Origin of the sequence: uncultured Lamprocystis sp., from assembly GCF_903933125.1 — a bacterium.
Lineage (GTDB): Bacteria > Pseudomonadota > Gammaproteobacteria > Chromatiales > Chromatiaceae > Thiodictyon.
The window spans coordinates 1-19,811 of the sequence record NZ_CAIZIZ010000381.1; the positions used below are offsets into that span (position 1 = coordinate 1).

13 protein-coding genes are annotated in these 19,811 nt (G+C 64.7%); 8 read left to right on the forward strand and 5 right to left on the reverse strand.

The features are described 5' to 3' along the window. Positions 1–71: 71 nt before the first annotated feature. The gene (locus tag QZY03_RS19980; RefSeq protein ID WP_295583921.1) at positions 72–941 is read right to left on the reverse strand and encodes an RNA-directed DNA polymerase; all 870 of its coding nucleotides are present in this window, start codon (positions 939–941) and stop codon (positions 72–74) included. Positions 942–1,181: 240 nt separating this feature from the next. Between QZY03_RS19980 and QZY03_RS19985 the strand changes: the two genes are divergently transcribed. After that, a complete protein-coding gene (locus QZY03_RS19985) occupies positions 1,182–3,434 on the forward strand; it encodes a TOMM precursor leader peptide-binding protein (RefSeq protein ID WP_295583922.1) in 2,253 nt (750 codons plus the stop codon). Positions 3,435–3,445: 11 nt separating this feature from the next. Next, a complete protein-coding gene (locus QZY03_RS19990) occupies positions 3,446–4,861 on the forward strand; it encodes a SagB family peptide dehydrogenase (protein ID WP_295583923.1) in 1,416 nt (471 codons plus the stop codon). Between the two features lie 496 nt (positions 4,862–5,357). Here QZY03_RS19990 and QZY03_RS19995 read toward each other — a convergent pair whose 3' ends face one another. Then, positions 5,358–6,179, reverse strand: a complete 822-nt coding sequence (locus tag QZY03_RS19995) for a methyltransferase domain-containing protein (protein WP_295583924.1) — start codon at positions 6,177–6,179, stop codon at positions 5,358–5,360. A 174-nt stretch (positions 6,180–6,353) separates the two neighbouring features. On the opposite strand from QZY03_RS19995, the gene QZY03_RS20000 reads away from it, so the two are divergent. From QZY03_RS20000 to QZY03_RS20020, 5 genes are all read left to right on the forward strand, one after another. Then, complete coding sequence (locus QZY03_RS20000) at positions 6,354–6,998, forward strand: flavodoxin domain-containing protein (protein WP_295583925.1); 645 nt, start codon at positions 6,354–6,356, stop codon at positions 6,996–6,998. Positions 6,999–7,078: 80 nt separating this feature from the next. Next, positions 7,079–7,288, forward strand: a complete 210-nt coding sequence (locus QZY03_RS20005; RefSeq protein WP_295583933.1) for an NHLP leader peptide family RiPP precursor — start codon at positions 7,079–7,081, stop codon at positions 7,286–7,288. Positions 7,289–7,842: 554 nt separating this feature from the next. Beyond that, positions 7,843–9,111, forward strand: coding sequence for an NHLP bacteriocin system secretion protein (locus tag QZY03_RS20010; RefSeq protein ID WP_295583926.1), 1,269 nt, complete (start codon positions 7,843–7,845; stop codon positions 9,109–9,111). Then, positions 9,108–11,285, forward strand: coding sequence for an NHLP family bacteriocin export ABC transporter peptidase/permease/ATPase subunit (locus tag QZY03_RS20015; protein WP_295583927.1), 2,178 nt, complete (start codon positions 9,108–9,110; stop codon positions 11,283–11,285). The genes QZY03_RS20010 and QZY03_RS20015 overlap by 4 nt, the downstream gene beginning before the upstream one ends. Further along, a complete protein-coding gene (locus QZY03_RS20020; RefSeq protein WP_295583928.1) occupies positions 11,282–14,194 on the forward strand; it encodes an NHLP bacteriocin export ABC transporter permease/ATPase subunit in 2,913 nt (970 codons plus the stop codon). The genes QZY03_RS20015 and QZY03_RS20020 overlap by 4 nt, the downstream gene beginning before the upstream one ends. Before the next feature lie 76 nt (positions 14,195–14,270). On the opposite strand, the gene QZY03_RS20025 is transcribed toward QZY03_RS20020, so the two are convergent. From QZY03_RS20025 to QZY03_RS20035, 3 genes are all read right to left on the reverse strand, one after another. Further along, on the reverse strand, positions 14,271–15,887 hold the full coding sequence (locus QZY03_RS20025) for a Na/Pi symporter (protein ID WP_295583929.1): 1,617 nt from the start codon (positions 15,885–15,887) through the stop codon (positions 14,271–14,273). A gap of 251 nt (positions 15,888–16,138) precedes the next feature. Next, positions 16,139–17,631 (reverse strand): ISNCY family transposase gene (locus tag QZY03_RS20030; RefSeq protein ID WP_295583930.1). Its coding sequence is split into 2 segments (ribosomal slippage): positions 16,139–17,169 and positions 17,169–17,631, totalling 1,494 coding nucleotides; the frame shifts between segments, so codons are not numbered across the junction. Between the two features lie 166 nt (positions 17,632–17,797). Continuing rightward, the gene (locus QZY03_RS20035) at positions 17,798–18,523 is read right to left on the reverse strand and encodes a hypothetical protein (RefSeq protein WP_295583931.1); all 726 of its coding nucleotides are present in this window, start codon (positions 18,521–18,523) and stop codon (positions 17,798–17,800) included. A 332-nt stretch (positions 18,524–18,855) separates the two neighbouring features. Here QZY03_RS20035 and QZY03_RS20040 point away from each other — a divergent pair. Further along, positions 18,856–19,811 (forward strand): solute carrier family 23 protein (locus QZY03_RS20040; protein WP_295583932.1); only part of this gene is annotated, 956 nt, incomplete at its 3' end.

Here is a 19,811-nt window from a genome sequence, read left to right on the forward strand (position 1 = left end):
CAGGGGTGAGGCGGACCGCAAGGTACCGCCGTCATGCGCGAATCCCAAGCGCCCGACCGGCCGGTGGCCGTTCAGTCGGGGCGTGGTGAAGCGCTGTCGTTGTGGAGATGCTGGAGGACGCGAATCCAGATACGGGTGAATCGCCCCTTGGCACTAACCCGGCCGCGCAGCCCGCCGTGCAGCCATCGATACCAACGCCACACATACTGCCGGAGCCGGTTACGATCGGCTCCTTGCTCATGAAGCCGGCGCGCACGGGTGATGAGTCGGTCGATGGATTGCGCGGCGGGCCGCAGTTTTCGGCCAGCTTGGAAGCGATACCCGAGAAAATCAAACCCCCTGGCGGTCTTGCCGATATAACGTTTGTCGGGATGAACATCGAGTTTGAGCGGAGCGAGCACCGCGTACATCCGCTTGATGGCGGCCCGCAGCTTGTGGCGGGTCGGCGCAAAGATGATGAAGTCGTCCATGAAACGCCGATAACGGATCCCGGCGCGCCGTTCCATGTCCTCCATGGCCTGATCGAGCGACGTCAGGTACAGCGCCGCCAGCAGCGGCGAGAGCGCCGCGCCGGCGACCATGCCGCGCCCGGTGCGGTGACGGTCTGGAACGTCGAGGTACGCGCGGATCAGATCGCACCCTTCAGGGGACACCCCGGCTTGAACCAGTTGATCGAGGAGGACGCGATGATCGATGCTCTCATAGTAGGAACGGATGTCGAAGCGCGCGACGAACGGCAGGCGTTCGGTCATCGACTGCGCCCACCGCACCGTGCCCTTGACGCCGCCATGACCGGCCAGATGGGTGCAGCAGGGACGCAGAACCGCCGCCAACTGAGCGCGCAGATCGGGCAGCGCGGCGCGAATCCGCTCCCGGCTCTCCGGCGACCAGCGCACGCAGCGATGCCCCTCATCGCACCAAAGACCACACAGATGCAGCATCTCACCTCCGCAATCGAGCGTCCCCATCCATGATCCATGCCCCTTTTCTGGCTCCCACGCTCCAGCGTGGGAGCAAGCGGCGACGCTCCAGCGTCGCGTCTGCCCGTTGGCGCGGTGCGATGGGTTGAGACGGGCCGCTGGAGCGGCCCGACGACACTCCCACGCTGGAGCGTGGGAGCGAGCGAAACCCCTTGGCGGTCTTGCCGATCCACCTTTCCCAAGCATCAAGAGCCTCAGACTGTGATCCAGCATCCCATCTTCAAACCCCATCTGACCCCGGCGGTCATCCCCGGCGAGGGCGTGCTGCTGCTCTCCGAGGACGGCGCCCGCGCCCTGCATGGCCGGCTGTACGAACGGCTGGCGCCGCTGCTCGACGGTACCCGCCATCCGGATGACCTGGTCGCCGCGCTGGCCGCCGAGTTCGATGCCGCGCATGTCTATTATGCGCTGATGTTGCTGGAGAAAAACGGCCACATTCAGGAGGCGGCGCCCGCGATTCCCGCCGCCGTCGCCGCATTCTGGTCGGGCCTGGGGCTGTCGGCGACGGCGGCGCTCGCCGCGCTGGCGGAGCAGACCGTGCAGCTTCACGAGGTTGGCGCGGTCGATGCCGCGCCCCTTCATGTGGCGCTCGACCGGCTGGGCATCCGCCGGGTGGAGCGCGAGGCGACGCTGGACCTGGTCTTGACCGATGATTACCAACGCCCGGCGCTAGCTGAGCTGAACACGGCCTTTCATGCCGCCTGCAAACCCTGGCTGCTGCTGAAAACGAGCGGTCACGAACCCTGGCTCGGCCCGCTGTATCGAGCGGACGCACCCGGCTGTCACGCCTGTCTGGTCAAGCGCCTGGCGCGGCATTGCGCGACCGAGGGCTTTGCCGCGCGGGCGCTGGCGCTGACGGAACCTTTGCTGACGGCGCGCGCGGCGCTGCCGGCGACCCAACAGCTCATGGCCGAGCTGGCAGCCATCGAGATCGCCAAGTGTCTGGCCGGCGCCCCGGTCACGGTCGCGGGCGCGGTGGTCAGTCTCGACGCCTACAGCCTGGCGATGCGCACCCATCCTTTGCTGGTCGATCCCGCCTGTCCGGTGTGCGGTCAGTCGTCCGCACCGGAGCAGCGCCCCGTGACGCTGGTCTCGCGCAAGGTGCATTTCATGCAGGACGGCGGACATCGCAGCGTCGCCCCGGAACAGACGCTGCGCGACTACGAGCCTCTGGTCAGTCCCATCGCCGGTGTCGTGAGCCAGCTTGCGCCAGTCCACGCGGCTGCGGGCATCGCGCACGTCTATGTCGCCGGACACAATTCGGTCTTGCGGTTGGACTCGCTCGCGCATCTCAAGCGCGGTCTGCGCAATGCCAGCGCCGGCAAGGGGGTCTCGGAGACCCAGGCCAAGGCCAGCGCGCTGTGCGAGGCCATCGAGCGCTACAGCGGCGAACGCCAGGGCGACGAGACGATCATCGCCGCCAGTCATTGCGCGATGCGCGAACGCCACGGCGACGCGGTGATCCACCCCAACGCGGTGATGGGCTACAGCCCGCGCCAACTGGCCGAACGGGATGCCTGGAACGCGAAAGAATCCAAGTTCAACCGCGTCCCCGAGCCGCTCGACGAGACCTTGCCGATCGACTGGACGCCGGTGTGGTCGCTGACGCAGGCACGATACAAATACCTGCCGACCCAGTTGCTCTATTACGCCTCGCCCGCCAGCGCGGACTGCGACCGCTTCTTCGCCATGGGCTGCTCCAACGGCAATGCCTCGGGCAACAACCTGGAAGAGGCGGTGCTGCAAGGCTTGTTCGAACTGGTGGAGCGCGATGCGGTGGCCCTGTGGTGGTACAACCGGCTGCGCCGGCCGGGCGTGGACCTGGCGAGCTTCGGCGAACCCTGGTTGCTCCACCTGGCGGCGTATTATGACGGACTGGGGCGTGACACCTGGGCCCTGGATGTGACCAGCGATCTGGGCATTCCGGCCTTCGTGGCGGTCTCGCGCTTGCGCGCCACCGACCAGGACCGGCTGCTGTTCGGCCTGGGCTGCCATCTGGATGCGCGCATCGCCCTGCAACGGGCCTTTGCGGAGATGAACCAGATGCTGGGGTTGGCGCGGGAAGGTCAGGAGGCGGGCGAGCTGACGATCGAAGACGATGAGACCCGCCACTGGCTGACCACGGCCACACTGGCCAATCAGCCCTACCTGGCGCCGGATGACCGCGTGGCGCAACGCTGCCTGGCGGACTTCCCCCAGGACTATCGCGGCGACCTGCTGGAAGACATCACCCTGTGCCGGCGGATCATCGAGGCCAAGGGTCTGGAACTGCTGGTGCTGGATCAGACCCGCGCCGATGTCGGGATGCCGGTGGCCAAGGTGGTCGTGCCGGGGCTGCGCCATTTCTGGGCACGCTTCGGGCCCGGACGACTCTACGAGGTGCCCGTGGCGATGGGCTGGCTGGAACGTCCGCTGACCGAAGACCAGCTCAACCCGATTCCGATGTTCTTTTGAGGCCGCCGACCATGGCTCACGATTTTCACCTCCAGTTGCGTCCCGGTGTCCGGTTACAGCCGGACGGCGCCGACCTGTTGCTCGCCCGCGCGGATGGGCAGGCCTTGCGCCAGCGCGCGCCGGGGGGGGGCCTGCGGACCCTGCTCCAGACCCTGAGCGAGGCGGGCGGGCGCGCCGATGACCTGATCGCGCTGGCCCAAGAGGCCGAGCCGACCGCGCCGGCCGTGTCGCTCTATTACCTGCTGGCCAGTCTGGAACGTCGCTGCTGGCTGTCCTATACGCTCGTCCAGGATGGGCAGACCCTGGCGACCCTGGAGCCCATGACCCAGGCCTTCCGTCTCGTGGCCGTGGACGACGCGGCGCCGGGCTACCGGCTGTCGCGCTTCGCCTGGACGCGGCGCGACGGGGAGGCGACGCTGGTGGAATGCAGCCTGGGGCCGGCGCGCCTGCGCCTGCGCGACGGGCGTCTGGCGGCTGCGCTCGGCCTGCTGACCAGGCCCCAGACCGCGGCGACCCTGGCGGCGGCACGGCCCGACCTGACGCCCGCCACCGTGACGGGGTTACTCGCCCTGCTGGCAAGTATACCGGCGGTCTTTGCGTGCGACGCGGCCGGCTCCCTCCCGGAGGACCGCGACCCGGCGCTGCGCCAGTGGGAATACCACGACCTGCTCTTTCATTCCCGCAGCCGCATGGGGCGGCACGACTATCCGCTCGGCGGCACCTTCCGGTTTCTGGGCCAACTGCCCCATGCACCGGCCCTGAAGGCGCCGGCTGGCGGGCCCCGGTTCCCCCTGCCGCGGCCAGACCCAGCCGCCCCTGGCCCGGACTTCTTCGCCGTGGTCGAGGCGCGCCGTTCGGTGCGCCGTTATGGCGATACGCCGCTGAGCCTGGAGCAACTCGGCACCCTGCTCTGGCATAGCGCCCGGGTGCAGAGTCATCGGCCGGCCGATCCAAACGACGCCCGGCAGTACGAGACCACACTGCGCCCCGTCGCCGGCGGCGGGGCCATGCATGAGTTGGAGCTGTATCTGACCGTCACCCGCTGCACTGGGCTGGAGCCAGCCCTTTATCGATATGATCCACTGGTCCATGAACTGGAGTGGATTGCCGCGCCGAGCGCCGACACCCAGGCCCTGCTCAATGGCGCCATGGCCGCCGCCGCCCTGGAGGTCCCGCCGGATGTGCTCATCACGCTGGCCGCGCGCTTCGGGCGCATGGCCTGGAAATATGAGGGCATGGCCTATGCGGTGACCCTCAAGCACGTCGGAGTGCTGTATCAGCAGTTCTATCTGGTCGCCACGGCCCTGGGCCTGGCTCCCTGCGCGCTGGGCGCCGGGGACTCGGACCGCTTTGCCGCTGCCGCGGGGACGCATTATTACGAGGAGACCTCGGTCGGGGAATTTGCGCTAGCGGGTACGCCGGGGTGATCATGAATCCGAAAGACGCACCAGGTAGAGCCTGGCGGCACGGGTCGAAAATACATGTTCTTTCTCGGGGAGATCTGGCACGTGAGAGCAAACCAGATGTCAGCAGAGGCATGAGTTGCGTTGACGCCCGGTGAAAGCCGGGACGAGCGAAGGGCCGAAGAGTCGCGAGAGGACCACAGTCTGGATCGGATGTGGAAGGCGCGAAGGTAACCGACACGCTCCCGGCGTTGCAACAGCGGCAACTACCGGGGTGGCGGGCTGAGTTCGAGCGGGTGGATTCCCGCACCGGGCGAGGCGCGTGGTGGCCGAGTTTTCCGGGTCCCGAGTCCAGACGCAAGAAAGTATGGTGTCTTCCTGAGTCAACCGGATAGGCATGTCAGACGATACGCCAAACGCCTTGGCGGCTTCTCCGATTCGTACCATGTGTGGATATGCCTGCCCCCAGAACTCCTGCAAGGGCCTGATGTCTTGATCATGGGGCCACCCCGCGGCCATACTATCCGCCTGGTTTCATTCCCACCACCGTATAGGCGGTCAGCGTGCAAAGAAAACCGCCGGATTGGCTCAGGGCCTGCGCTTGCAGCACCCATTGCTCAGCAACCGCTGGTGTGAGACGACCGGCGGCCACCGCCCGTGCCACGGTTTGGCACAGATTGTAGACACGATCGGCAAGTGCGAAATCAGTGATCACTGAAACTGAGGGCTCCAGCATCACATTGCGCAGTCCCGCCGCCAGGAAATAGTGTTTCAGGTAGCGGCCAATCCAGCGATTCTTGAACGAGTCCGCCCACAGTGTCTCGATGATGCTCGTCGCGTCGTCATGGTGACCGGTGACGGCAAAGGTTCCCCAATCATTGTCGTATGCCAGCAATAGTCCCCCCGGCACCAGCACCCGAACCATTTCACCAATCACCTGTTCGGGGTCGCTGAGGTGCTGCAAGGTACGGTCTATCCGGCAGCGATTAACGCTTTGATCGGGAAAGGGAAGTGTGCTTGCATCCGCCTGGATGAAGGTCGCGCGTGCGTCGACCGGGGTGCGGGCGAGCGCTTGCTCAACCATCAGAAAGCTGGCGTCCACACCCGCGACGATCCCGTCCGGGCCCACGCGTTCCGCCATGCGAAAGGCGTCGTCTCCGAGTCCGCAGCCAATCTCCAATACGCGAAGCCCCGCAGACAGGTCGAGCAACTCGTAGCTGCGCTGTTTATACGCCCTGAAATACGCTAGAGAATCGAGCAAGGCCAGGCAGTGCTGATAGGCGCTGGGGTCATCGCACGCATCGACATCGGCAAAGCCGGACGCCAGATATTCATTGCACATCGTTCGTCACCGTCTCGTCCTGTCATGGTTCCCTGTCAGGCCGGTGGCAGATTGCCGCCGGTCAAGCCGGGCGGCCACCGCACTTGCATGACGCCCGCATGATAATTATCATATATATTTTACGCCGTGCGATAACCTGCTAATGTCCCATTTGTCCCTGTTCGAGATCCACTCATGACCGCACCGACGACACTATCGCGAAGAACAGCGTTGAAGATCGGCGCCGGCGCCCTGCTGGCCTCTTTCTCGGCGTGGCGATTCGGTGGCCTTATCGCCAACAGCCTGGCGGACGACGATCGCATTCTATTATTATATGCCACGAAATATGGCGCTACCAGGGATACGGCGCAATGGATCGCCGACGGGCTGCAAAGGCCCGTCGAGTTGGTCGACATCCGGGATTCGGCAAATCCCGGCGGTTACGGCGAGAAGACACGGTTTATCCTGGGTTCCGCCGTGTTAACTGAAGGGCCGATGCGCACGATGTGCGATTATATCAGAGAGCACGCGAGCGTTCTGAACGGGCGGGTGGTGGCGACATTCGTGGTCTGCGGAACGTCACTCGACAGTGAGAAAGGCCAAGCACGCATCGCCTCTTACCTGTCGCAGCTCAACGCGCCGCTGCGCCCCGCGCCGACATTGTCACGGGCCTTCGGCGGGCGTTTGATGGTAGCCAAGTTGACGGACGAGGACCGTGATGCGCTCACACGCTACTACGCCATCGCCCGGCAGCAACCGCTGGCAGACTGGGACCGCACCGACCCACGCATCGCCGCGCAGTTCGCCGATCAACTCAGGGGGAGCGTCTTCAACAATTGACTACCTGATCTTGTCAAGCGCTCCGGGTCCCGCTCTTCGCCCGAGCCGCTGCGGGTGATTCGAGGAGCCATCATCAGCGACTGGAGAAGAATTTGAACGACCAAGCCAAGCATTATCAGCAGCTCATCGCCAAGTGCTGGGCCGACGAGGCCTTCAAGCAGCGGCTCCTGGCCGATCCGGCGGGGACGCTCAAGGCCGAGGGCATCGCGGTGCTCGAGGGCGTCCGGGTGCAGGTGGTGGAGAACACCGCACACTTGTTCACGGTCGTGATTCCGTCAAAGTCCACCTGATGAATCGCCCCTTGGTGCTGACCCGGCCGCGCAACCCGCCGTGCAGCCATCGATACCAACGCCAAACGTACAGCCGGAGCCGGTGGCGATCCGGCTCCCTGCTCATGAAGCTGGCGCGCCCGGGTGATGAGTCGGTCGATGGACTGCTTGGCGGACCGCAGTGTCCGGCCCGGTCGGAAGCGATACCCGAGGAAATCAAACCCCTTGATGGTCTTGCCGATGAAACGCTTTTCGGAGTTGAACGCGCAGATCCGCCAAGCCGGCCGCCAGCCGCCCCCGGTTGTCCGGCGACCAGCGAACCAGGCGATGGCCTTCCTCGATCCAGCTTCCATCAAGTGACAACATCGGCACAGTCTAACGACAAAAGCCCTGCTATGATTCATTCCCCAACACTCAACCCCCTCTAATCCGGAGGGTGATTCCGGGCGAGGGGGGTGCTGTTACTCTCTGCATTGGCAGACGCCCTGCACGAGCGCTTCGGCGAGACGTCATTAGCCGATGAAAGATAATCTATTCAACGCATTAGGTGCGGCCTAGTCGCCGGGGACGACGTCATGCTCTTCCGTCCCCAGGCCCTGGCCAAGGTCACCGATCCCGACCAACTCGATTGGGCACTGCGTATCGTACGGCCCCGGCATGTGCTGGGGTTCGGCCTCGTGGCCGGCGTCCTGGTCGCCGGTCTGATCTGGAGCATGGTGTCCACGGCGCCGGTCAAGGTCGGGGGGCCGGGCGTGCTGCTTTCCCCCGCCGGCGTCTCCTCCGTCACGGCGCTGGATGCCGGGCACGTCGATCAGTTCTTGGTCCAGCCCGGTGACCGGGTCGCGAAGGACCAGCCCATCGCGCTGCTGCGCCAGCCCGAGCGGCTCGATGCGCTCCAGACCGCCGAGGAGGAGGCGCGCGCAGTCCGGGATCGACACCAGGCACTGCAAGAGGAATTCGTCGCCCAGGATCGTCACCGGGCCGAGTTGATGACCCGGATGCGCGAGGCCTCCGCGAGCCGGGTGGAAAGCCTGGAGACGCAAGGTGCCAGCCTGGGCAAGCGCCGCGAGGGGGAGGCGCATCTGCGTGAAAAAGGCCAGATCAGCGGGATCAATCTCTTTGAAACCGAGACGCAACTGGCACAGGTCAAGCATGACCTGGCCACGGCGCGCAACCGGATCACCGAACTGGCCCTGGAGCACGAGCAGCAGGCGGATAAACGGCACCAGGAGTTGGTCGAGCTGCGCATCCAGGCGCAGAATCTGACACGGCACGCCGAGAACCTGCGCCGGGAATACGAGCGTAAACGCCAGGTACTCGCCATCACCTCCGGCATCGTCGCCGAGTTAGAAGTCGATCTCGATGACCCGGTGTCCTCCGGTCAGACGATTGCCCGTCTGCTGGTGGACGATGCGGCCGGGGAGGATACCAGGCTGACGGCGATCGCCTACCTGCCGGCCGCCGTGGGCAAGAAGGTGAAATCGGGCATGCCCGCCCGGGTCTCGCCCTCCACCGTCAAGGTTGAACTCGATGGTTACATCTTGGGCCAGGTGGTCCGCGTGGCGGAACTGCCGGCGAGTCGGGAGGCCATGACGAACCGCCTGGAAAACGCGGCGCTGGCTGACGAAATCCTCAAGGGCGGCACCCCCATCGAGATCGAGGTGGCGTTGCAGCGGGCCGCGGATACGCCCAGCGGCTATGCCTGGTCATCAGGCAAGGGGCCGCTGATCCGGATCGAGCCGGGCACCCTGGCCCGCACGGAGGTGGTGGTGGAGCGTGTCCACATCATCAGTCTACTGTTCCCGGCCATGGATTACGTCTTCGGCTGGATCAAGTCACGATGAACGCCCGCCGGCCGGTCCTGGGGGTGGTCCGGACCCCGACGATCTTGCAGATCGAGGCATTGGAGTGCGGGGCCGCCGCCCTGGCGATGGTGCTGGCCCATTATGGGCGCTGGGTGCCGCTGGAGGAGCTGCGGGTCTTGTGCGGCGTATCGCGCGACGGCAGCAAGGCGATCAATGTGGTCAAGGCCGCCCGGAGCCTGGGGCTGAAGGCGCAGGGCAAGCGCCTGGAGCCGGCCGACCTGGCGAGCCTGCCGGTGCCGGCCATCCTCTTTGTCAATATGAACCACTTCGTGGTCTTCGAGGGGGTGACGAAACAGGGGTTCCAGATCAACGATCCGGGCGGCGGGCGGCGCACCATCCCCGCGGATGAGTTCGACGGCATGTTCACCGGCCTCGTGCTGGCCTTCGAGCCGTCAGACGACTTCCAGCCGGGCGGCGCGGCACCGGCGATCCTGCCCGGCCTCTGGGCCATGGCGCGCCAGTCGCTGCGGCCACTCACGCTCCTGGCCGTGGCCGGGGTCCTGCTGGCGGTGTTCAGTCTATTACTGCCGGGTTTCCAGCGTATTTATCTCGACCGCATCCTCATCGAGCGGTTGGATGACTGGGTCTATCCGCTGGCGATCATGCTGGGCATCATCGCGCCCCTGGTTGCCTTCCTGACCTGGCTGCATGGGCGGCTGATGGCGAGCATCGGCGCCAAGCTGTCCATCGTGCTGTCGAGCCGCCTGGTTTGGCATGTGCTGCGCCTGCCGGTGCTCTTTTTCACCCAGCGCTATGCCGGCATGATCAGTAGCCGCGTGGCGCTGGCGGATCAGTTGGTGCTGGTCGCCAGCCAGGGGCTGTCCCAGGTCCTGATCAATGTTTCGCTGCTGCTGCTGCTGACGCTCGTGATGCTGCAGTACAGCGTGTCGCTGACCCTGATCTGCCTCGGCCTGACCCTGTTCAACGCACTATTGTTCCAGCGTCTGCGCAAGGCGATGGGCGAGGCCTCCGAGAAGGTCGCCATGCAGCAGGTGAAGATGGAGGGCAAGGCGATGCAGGGGCTGCGCATGATGGAGACGCTGAAATCGACCGGCACCGACGGCTTGTTCTTTGCCAAATGGGCCGGGCTGCAGGCACTCTACATCAACGCCCAGCAGGAGATCAGCCGGCGCGAGGCCCTGATCGCGGCCCTCCAGACCTGGCTTGCGAGCCTGACGACGGCGGCGGTGCTGGTGATCGGCGGTTACTACACCATGTTCGATCGCTTCAGCATCGGCATGCTGGTGGCCTTCTCGACCATCGCCATACTCTTCACCCAGCCGGTCGCGCTCCTGGTCAACCTCGCCGGCACCCTGCAGCAGACCAAGGGCCCGCTCGCCCAGGTGGACGACACCTATCCCCAGGCGACGGAGTTCAGGGGCTTGACGGCACCGGCCGCAGGGCCCCGGCGAACCGCCACCGCGCCACTGCGGCGACTGACGGGGCAGGTGCACATCGAGTCGGTATCCTTTGGCTATGCCCCGCTGGACCCGCCCTTGATCCGCGATTTTTCGCTGGAGATGACGCCGGGCAGCCGGGTGGCCCTGGTCGGGGGCTCGGGCAGCGGCAAGTCGACGGTCGGCAAGCTGCTGACTGGCCTGCTGGAGCCCCAGGCGGGGCGGATCGCCTTCGATGGTGTACCCATGGCGGAGGTCCCCCGGGACATCTTACGCAATTCATTGGCGGTGGTGGATCAGGACATCGTCCTCTTCGATGGCAGCGTGCGCGACAACATCAGCCTGTGGGACGAGACCCTGCCCCAGGAACACCTGGTCGCTGCCGCCAAGGATGCGATGATCCATGACGTCATCCTCAGCCGTAAGGGCGGTTATGAGGGGCCGATCGAGGAGAACGGGCGCAACCTGAGCGGCGGCCAGCGCCAGCGCCTGGAGATCGCCCGCGCCCTGGCGGGCAATCCGACCTTGCTGGTGCTGGACGAGGCGACCAGCGCCCTGGATACGGTGACCGAGCAGGCGATCATGGACAACCTGCGCCGACGCGGCTGTACCTGCCTCATGATCGCCCATCGCCTGAGCACGATTCGTGATTGCGACGAGATTATCGTCATGCACCAGGGCCAGATCCTGCAACGCGGCACCCATGCCCAATTGATGGCCGAGGACGGCGCTTACCGCCGGTTGATCGAGACATGACGCACTTGAATGCCTGGCCGGAACGCCTGGTCACTGCGGGCCGGAGTGAGTGCCGCAGCGGTCATCAGCCGCTGCGCCTCGACGACCCCGAACGGGTCTGGCTGGTGCGAGCGGGCCAAGTGGAGCTCTTTCTGGTCAGCCTGCTCGCGGATGGGGCCGCGGGACCACGCCACCACCTGGCGAGCGTCGCGGCCGGCGGCTTGCTGCTGGGGATTGCGGCCGAGGGACCGGCCGACTTCACCCTGCTGGCGGTACCCCATGCCGATACGCAATTGTTGGAGTGGTCCTTCGCGTCGCTCGCGACGCAATCCGACGCCGCCGATGTCATTCCCGCCCTGGCCCCGGCGCTGGAGCTCTGGCTGCGCGCCTTGAGCGGGGGCATGGCCCAGTGGGCGACGCCGCGCCCGGTGATCGGCTATGGGATCGGTGCGGATGAGGCCATCGCGATCCCTGCCGGGCAGCGATGCAGCGGCCAGCATGCGCTGGCCTGGATCCGGCTGGCTCCGGCGGCGGGGATCTTCCTCGATATCCAGGAACTTCCGCCCGCCGTGGGCGACCTGACCTTCCCGCTGGCACCGGAGGCCTGGTGGCTGGCCACGACGCAGTTAGCGCTGCACTCCCGTCCAACGGCGGCGGCGCTGATGGATGGCGATGCCTGGGCGGGCGTCGCGACCCTGCACCGGCTCCTGTTCGAGGCCGCCGACCTGAATCTGCGTCTGGCCAATGTCGATGAATACAACCGTCTGCAGGCGCGCCGAGTCACCACCGAGGCCGCGCGCAATCATGCCTTCAAGGACTTGATGTCGGTGACGGCGGCACACGCCCAGGCCTCTATCGCCCCAGTTCGAGGCGACAGCCCACTGGTCGGGGCCTTACGCCTGATCGGCCGGGAGGAGGGTTTCGAGGTCCGGCTCCCGGCGACCGCGAAGCCGGGGGACAGCCCCGGGCTGGAGGAGATTGCACGCAGCAGCGGCTTGCGGCTGCGGGAGGTGGCGTTGCGCGACGGCTGGTGGCGCCAAGATTTCGGCGCACTGCTGGGCTTCGACAAGGAGTCGGGGCAGCCGCGCGCCCTCCTGTCCGGTAGCCGGGGTCCACCACGGCTGATCGACCCCGCCACGGGCGATGAACTGGCCTTCGACGCGGCGCGGGCACGTCTGGCCCCGACTGCCTTCGAGCTGACCGCGCATCTCCCTTTCAGGGCCATGACGTTTCGCGACCTCCTGGGGTTCGCCCTGGCGCGCGGCTGGCGCGATGCGGTCCCGATGCTGGTGACCGGGGCTATCCTCGGACTCCTTGGCTTGGCGACGCCGATCGGCACTGCCTATATGATCGATACCGTCATTCCCGGCCACGAGGTGGGCTTTCTGGTCGAGATCGGCCTGGTGTTGGCGGTGCTGGGTGGCACGGCCTTTATCATGAACTATGTCGGTACCCTGGCTTTTTCCCGGGCCGAAAGCCGCACTGGCCGCGCGCTGCAATCCGGCATGATGGACCGGATGCTGCGCTTGCCGATGAGCTTTTTCCAGGGCTATTCCTCCGGCGACCTGGCGACCCGCGTCATGGCCATCACCCAGATCCAGACCCTGGCATCCACCGCCAGTGTCAATGCGATCCTGAGCGGCATCTTCGGTTTTTTCAGCTTCGCACTGATGTTCTATTACGACACCCGCTTGGCGCTCTGGGCGGCGCTGCTCATCAGCGTTTATTGCGTACTGAGCATGCTGCTGGGCTATCTGCGCCTGCGCCAGGAACGTCCCTTGGCCGCGTTGACCGGCAAACTGAATAACAGCCTGCTGCAACTCATCCTGGGGGTGGCCAAGATCCGGCTTGCGGCCGGCGAGGATCGCGCCTTCGCCCGCTGGGCCAGTCTCTTCGCCCAAGGCCGCCGCCATCAACTGGCCGCAAAACGGATCGGCGCCTGGCAGGCGGCCCTCAACCAAACCTTGACCCTGGCCGGGTTACTGCTGTTTGTCCTGCTCATCGGCAAGCCCTCCGCGAACGGGAATCTGATCGCCATCGGTGCCTTCGCCGCCCTGCTCGTGTCCTTTCAGAATTTCGCCGGCAGTCTCACCCAGATGCTCCAGGTCGCGACCGATCTGATCGCGATCCAGCCCCAGGTGGCGCGCGCCCGGCCCTTGCTGGAGGCGACGCCGGAGATCGGGGAGGACAAGGCCGATCCGGGCCCGTTATCCGGCGCCATTGAAGTTTCACATCTGCACTTCCGCTACGCTCCGGAGGGGCCTCTGATCCTGGACGATGTGTCGCTGGCGGTCGCCCCCGGGGAGTTCATTGCCCTGGTCGGGGCCTCCGGGTCAGGCAAATCGACGCTGCTGCGCCTGTTGCTGGGTTTCGATACGCCGGAGAACGGCGGCGTCTTCTTCGACGGCCAGTCCCTGGCCAGCCTCGACGCCACCGCCATTCGCCGCCAGATGGGTGTGGTGATGCAGAACGCCCAGCCGATGCCGGGCTCACTGTTCGATAATATCGTCGGCGCCGCCGGCGGCACTCTGGACGATGCCTGGGAGGCAGCACAGCGGGTGGGGCTGGCGGAGGACATCGGCCAGATGCCGATGGGAATGCAGACGGTGATCCTCGAAGGCGGCGGCGCACTCTCGGGCGGTCAGATGCAGCGGCTGATGATCGCCCGGGCCGTCGTGGGCCGCCCCAAGATACTGCTGCTCGACGAGGCGACCAGCGCACTCGACAATCGTACCCAGGCGGTGGTGACCGATAGCCTGGAGCGTCTGCGGGTGACACGGGTGGTGGTGGCGCACCGTCTCAGTACCGTCGTCCACGCCGATCGCATCTATGTCTTGGCGGGCGGACGCATCGTCGAGGCAGGGAATTATGACGCGCTGATGGCGACCAATGGGGTATTCGCCCGACTGGCCGAGCGGCAGCTCACCTAGAAAGATCGGTTGTACCACCAGGACACAAAGGACACAAGGAGTTGACAACTCGCAGTGAGGATGCAGCGCGAGGGGGCTAAACGCTGCCCCTGGGGAACGTCCTCAACAACTGAGCGTATTGCCGTATCAGCCATACCAGCCGCTCAAACAGGCTGCTCGCGGCATACAATGTCTCCTTGATCTGGGCGCCGCGGTCGTCGGATTGTCGCAGAAGTTGGTGGCGTAGCTTTTCGATGACCTCGGCGCGGTCGCCGCTCAGTGCGTGCAGAAGCTCCAGATCGTCCGGATCGGGCGAGAGCGCGGCATCGTGCAGGGCCAGCAAGAGGAAGTGCAAGGCCTCGGTGATGTTGCTTTCCAATGCCTGGTTGCCGCTTGCGGCGGTGGGCCTGGTACGCGCAAGCAACCCGTCGAGTTCATACACGCCCTCGCGCAAATCATCGATGAGGCGATTACGGCTTTGCAGATTGAGCATGCGGTCCAAGGCCAGGCGGTCCTGCTGGCGGTTGATCAGCTCGGTAATGAAGGTGGCGATCTGACCGGCCAGGGCCCGGTTGCCCTGGAGCAGGGCCGGGATGGATGTCGACAGCTCCCCGGTGCGTTCCATATCGGCCGCGCTGAGATAGGCCGGGAGACAGTTCAGCAGTCGGCCCTGTTCCCGTTCCACCAGGTCAAGGGCCGTCAGTGCGTCATCCAAGGCCAGGTCGAAGATGTACTTGGGCCGGGCGAGGGCCTCCTCGCAGCTGGGCGGCGAGTAGTGTCGGAGCAGGCGACGGACGGGGCCGGCGCCCAGGCTCATCACCAGTGCACCCAGCAGTTGGTACAGCAGGAAGACCCAGGCCGCCTGCCGCCCGATGTTGGCTGAAAGACTGGTCACCAAGGCCTTCATCAGGGGCCAGCCGAATTTCAGCTCCAGGGCCAACAGGATGACTAGGATGCCGCCCGCCACACACCGGAGTCCGATCTGCAACAGGGCCAACTGGCGGGCGGTACCACGCAGGTTGGCGGTCATTAACCAGAGATTGGCGGCGGCGCCCAGGTTGGCGCCGTAGATGACGAGGATGGTGCCGTCGATGGTGAGGAGGCCGTCAGTGGTCATCGCGACGGCGATGATCGCAGCCGTGGATGCGGGGAGTATTAGTGCCATTGCCGCCCCCGCCAGGAATAGCAGACGGCGGTAGTGGGCAGCCGACTGCAGCAGCTCCCGCACCTCGTGCATTTCACGCAGTGGGGCCGCGCCCTGCTTGATGAATTGGAGGCCGAGAAAGAGCAGGGCGAGCCCCAGAAGTGCCCCGACCGGGTGGCGCCAGCGGTCGGATTTGTTCACATCGAAATAATAGACCAAACCCACCGCCCCCAGCAGGAAGAGCACCGCCAGATGGATATCGACCGTCGCTACCATGACGATGGCGGCGGTGCCCAAATTGGCCCAGATCACCAGGGGCATGGCCTGGCGGATCGTCACCAGGCCTGCCGTATTCATGCTGGTGGCGATCAAGGTGACGGCGATGGGACTCTGGGTCAGAGCCCCGGACAGGACCCCCAGGAGACCCGCCCGCCAGGGCTTATGCACCGCCCAGGCCACGCGTTCCCGCAAGCCGCGGCCAGCGATCTGTTTGAGATGGCTGCCGATCAGCTTGATGCCAATGAAGAACAGCCCAAGCCCGCCGAGGATGTCAGCGAAAATAACGGTCATCTGAAGTTTCCTACTCTTGATCGGGGGCCTTGGCCATCATTCCGCCTATGTTAGTGCCTGACAGGAAACTCGCATTTTCCAGCGCCGGCTATTCGTGACGGCCGGGAAATCCGCGGTCGAGTCATCCCGGACGACGCGGATATCTTCAATTAATGCCAAACGCGTCAGCCAAATGAGAGTGGCTCGCATTACGGGTGAATTCCGGGCACACCCCTCCCACCGGCTGCATTCCCAATGCCCGGCAGCGGTGCTTAAGCGGCGCGACGATAGGAACCGCGCTGTCGCTCCCGCGCCTCGGCTTTTTGCTGGCGCAGCAAGGCGCCGACCCGCTGAATATTGCGTGCCACCACCGCTAGTGCGACATAGCGCTTGAAGCCGTCGATGCCATGATCCAGACAGAGATCCAGGCCATGCACTTCCAAGTCATTGATGGCAGATTCCACCGCGGAGTGCTGATGACGTAAGTGGATAAACGCGGGGTCATGCTCACGTTCGACTTGGACCAGTGAGAGCTTGCCCTTTTTCGGCATCACCACCTGCGGGATCATTGCCGCCAGTTCCGTTTGATTGTTCGGGCTGTGGAAGCTTTTGTCAAAGCTGGCGCTGGTGATACGCGGATAACGCGCGCGGGTCTCGGTCAGCAGGGGGGCGGCGACCTGGTCGTCCGTGGTCTTCTGCATCACCTGATGATGGAGGATAAAGCGGTATTGGTCTTCCACCACGGCCACGCGTAACCCCAATTCGACCGGCACGCCCGCCTTGCCTTTGCTGATCCACTCGGTGTGGGGCTGAAAGAGCGAAAACACTTTTTCATTATGCGGGATGATCTGCCCCAGCAAGACCCGGCGACGGATCTGGTCGATTTGGCGCTCGGCGTGGACAAGATACAGTTCCACCGGTTCGAGGAAGGCCGCCGGTACCTGGCCGACCAGCAACATCCAGAGGGTCTCCCTGACCCGGGCCAGCAAGACCTCAGCGGCTGCCAGGTAGTCACGGTGCGCTTGGCGCACCGCCTCCTGCTTCGCCGCCCGTTTCTCCGGGTCCTTGGCGGTGGAGTACTTCAAGCGCTGTACCTGCCGAAACAGTTTCTTGAACTGACGCAGCTGATAGGCGCTCTGACGCCACTCAGTCACGCCCATGTCGGCACACAGCCCAGCGATGATTTCAATCACTTTGCGCATCGCATCCCACAACAGATTGATGTCCGTCGGATAATGAACATCGGTTCTGACCACGAACGAATCAGCGCGGACCGCCAGCGCGGCGTCGGGACTTTTTTTGCCAAGGCGTGCCCGGCTGCGACCACGACCTGATTGATGCGATCCAAGAGTTCCGGCGTGAACAGGCGCAGGTTGTCTTTGAGCGTTTGCAGTTGATAGCGGTCGCGCTCATCCTCCGCCCAGCCAGCATGCCCGAGCATCTGGCGCAGGGTCTTATGCTCATTGGCCAGTTCCTGCACCCGGTCAGAATCGATGTTCGGTCCTAGGCGCAGCGTGCCCAGCACCAGCATCGCCCACTGGTCCATGCCCGGCCGCCCCGTGTGTGCATCGGCCTTGCCGTGGACCCCGTCGGGTATGACGTCCGCCAGAATCGCGAATAGTTGCTCCCGCACCTCGGGGGTGACGTAAATGTACTGCAAGCCACGCAACAGCTGTGGGATGTCATCTCGGGACTTCGGGTCACACTGGATGGCGGCAATGTCCTGTTCACCGAGCTTCCATTGGGGGGCGATGACTTGGCGCATGGGCTATTCGAATGGCAACGTTTATGATGACTCATTGCAGTGGAAGACTTGGCGCATTCACAAAAGTGCGACTGCACCCCACCGGACCCAGAAAATCCATCGGTTACCGCTTGGTATCATGCCCCATCGATTAGGGGCGGCGCCAAACTTCAACCATGGGGTCAGATTATAAGAGATTGAGCGAGAAAGTGCTTTGCGGTTTCTGGCCAGGCACTAACTTAATGGCATTGAGGTCGGGTCTACGCCATCGCTCATTATTCATCTTGTCGATCATCACACCGGAACCCACCGTATCCACGGCCGCCATAATCGACCCCAGGAGATAAGGGGCGATTGCCGCCGGGACCCAGGTCGGTGGTGCCGGCCGGTAATACTCGCCGGGCAAGGCAAACACGGGTTGCGCCGCCACCCGCGCCAGTTCGGCGCCGCCAAGCACACCGGTCAGGACAGCCATCAGCAGTCCGGCGGCGGCACCGATTAGCAATGCGAAGATTCGCGCGCGGCCAGGGGACCACACCGCCAAGCCGAAGATCGTCCCGAGGGTAACCGCAGCGATCAGCACGGTGCCCAGGCCCATGACCAGCATGCCAAGAGCCAAAAAGTCGCGCAGTTGGGCGCCCGCCAGCCCCATGCTCTGACCGGCGATCATGCTGTAGATCAATAGCATCAGGGCCACGATCGCGTGCTGGATACTCACGCTCAGGGTGGTCGACCAGGGCGGGCGATCCGACGCGAGATAGAGCATGTCGCGCGGCTTCTCGCGTTTGCCTTCGGCAAACGGCGGCAAGAAGCGGTTGACGACTGCTGGCGGTTGGGCTGCATTCTGCATTTTGATAACTTTTTCGCAGTGCGGTTTTGCTTGGCCGCGGGAACCGCTGGTCGCAGCGGCCAAGGATGGTATGATCGGCCAAGTGTTTCTCAGCCGCAAGGACGGCCACGAGGGGCTGCAATCCCACCCGCCGGCAGCGGCACTGCTGAGACCGGCCCGAGTTGGAGGAGATTGCACACGCCAGCATCGCCGCGCGTGCGTGCGGTGACCTTAGTGGGACGGCGGGTGGCGGCACGATGTTGGGCCACTATTGGCCCCGAACGAACGAGACTCCGATGAACTGAAGAAAGCATTTCGATCATGTTCTGCCTCCCTTTGTTGACGCAACCAGGGAGAAGCCCCGCGATATGCTGTATATCGCCCACGAAACACCGCCCCTACCCACGGTCCTGGCAGTGGGCATCCAGCACCTGCTGGTTGCGCTGATGCTTTTGATCTATGTCGTTATTGCCGGCAAAGGCATCGGTCTTGCGGACGCGCCGCTGCGGGATTTCGTATCCCTGTCTGTGGTCGTCATGGGTCTTGGCACCTTGCTCAACAGTTTGACCACCCGGGTCAGCGCGGGCCACCTCTTGGTGCATATCCCGGACCCGGTCATGATGACGGCGTTCATCGCTGTGACCACTGCCTTTGGCCCGAGCGCGGCGGCGGGCGGACTGCTGGTAGGGGGCATCGTCGTTTTTGGGTTGGGACGCTTTTTGCCCCGGCTACAAGTCCTTTTCCCGCCCGAAGTGACCGGAATTCTGTTGGTCCTGCTCGGCATGAGCCTGATCCCGGGCGGCATAGAACGCGCTATTGGGCTGGACCGCGGCGGCATCAATGCGACGTCCATACTGATCGCCGGGACCGCCTTGGGATCATTGGTTGCTGTCTCGGTGTGGGCGGGGGAGCGCGTTCGTGTGCTGGCCCTGATCATCGGTGCCGCGGCGGGGATGCTGGTGGCGGTGCTGACCGGCGAATTTGGCGCCGCAGAGCTGGCCAGGGTCGTGACCCAGCCGCCGATTTCGCTCCCGATTGGCAATTACATCCCGCCAACGCCCACCTGGGTTCCGGCGGCGATTATCCCCCTTGTCCTGATCCTAGTGATCAATGCTGTCGACGCGCTGGGGGGCGGGGTGGTGATTGACAAGATGAATAATGACAAGTGGCGGCGCACTGATCTCCCGATGATCGGCCGTTTGTTGAACGGTATGGGACTGTGCACTATCGTCAGCGGCCTCGTCGGCACCTTGTCCACCGGCATCTCATCGGCCAATCTCGGCCTCGCGCATATGACCGGGGTCGCGGCGCGGCGGGCGGGAACGATGACCGGTCTGCTGCTCATCGCGCTTGCGTGTCTGCCCCAGATCGC

Bases quoted from the DNA above. Each gene is read 5' to 3' on its own strand.
- QZY03_RS19980 (WP_295583921.1), bottom strand. From the start codon at position 941: ATGCTGCATCTGTGTGGTCTTTGGTGCGATGAGGGGCATCGCTGCGTG.
- QZY03_RS19990 (WP_295583923.1), top strand. From the start codon at position 3,446: ATGGCTCACGATTTTCACCTCCAGTTGCGTCCCGGTGTCCGGTTACAG.
- QZY03_RS19995 (WP_295583924.1), bottom strand. From the start codon at position 6,179: ATGTGCAATGAATATCTGGCGTCCGGCTTTGCCGATGTCGATGCGTGC.
- QZY03_RS20000 (WP_295583925.1), top strand. From the start codon at position 6,354: ATGACCGCACCGACGACACTATCGCGAAGAACAGCGTTGAAGATCGGC.
- QZY03_RS20010 (WP_295583926.1), top strand. From the start codon at position 7,843: ATGCTCTTCCGTCCCCAGGCCCTGGCCAAGGTCACCGATCCCGACCAA.
- QZY03_RS20015 (WP_295583927.1), top strand. From the start codon at position 9,108: ATGAACGCCCGCCGGCCGGTCCTGGGGGTGGTCCGGACCCCGACGATC.
- QZY03_RS20020 (WP_295583928.1), top strand. From the start codon at position 11,282: ATGACGCACTTGAATGCCTGGCCGGAACGCCTGGTCACTGCGGGCCGG.
- QZY03_RS20025 (WP_295583929.1), bottom strand. From the start codon at position 15,887: ATGACCGTTATTTTCGCTGACATCCTCGGCGGGCTTGGGCTGTTCTTC.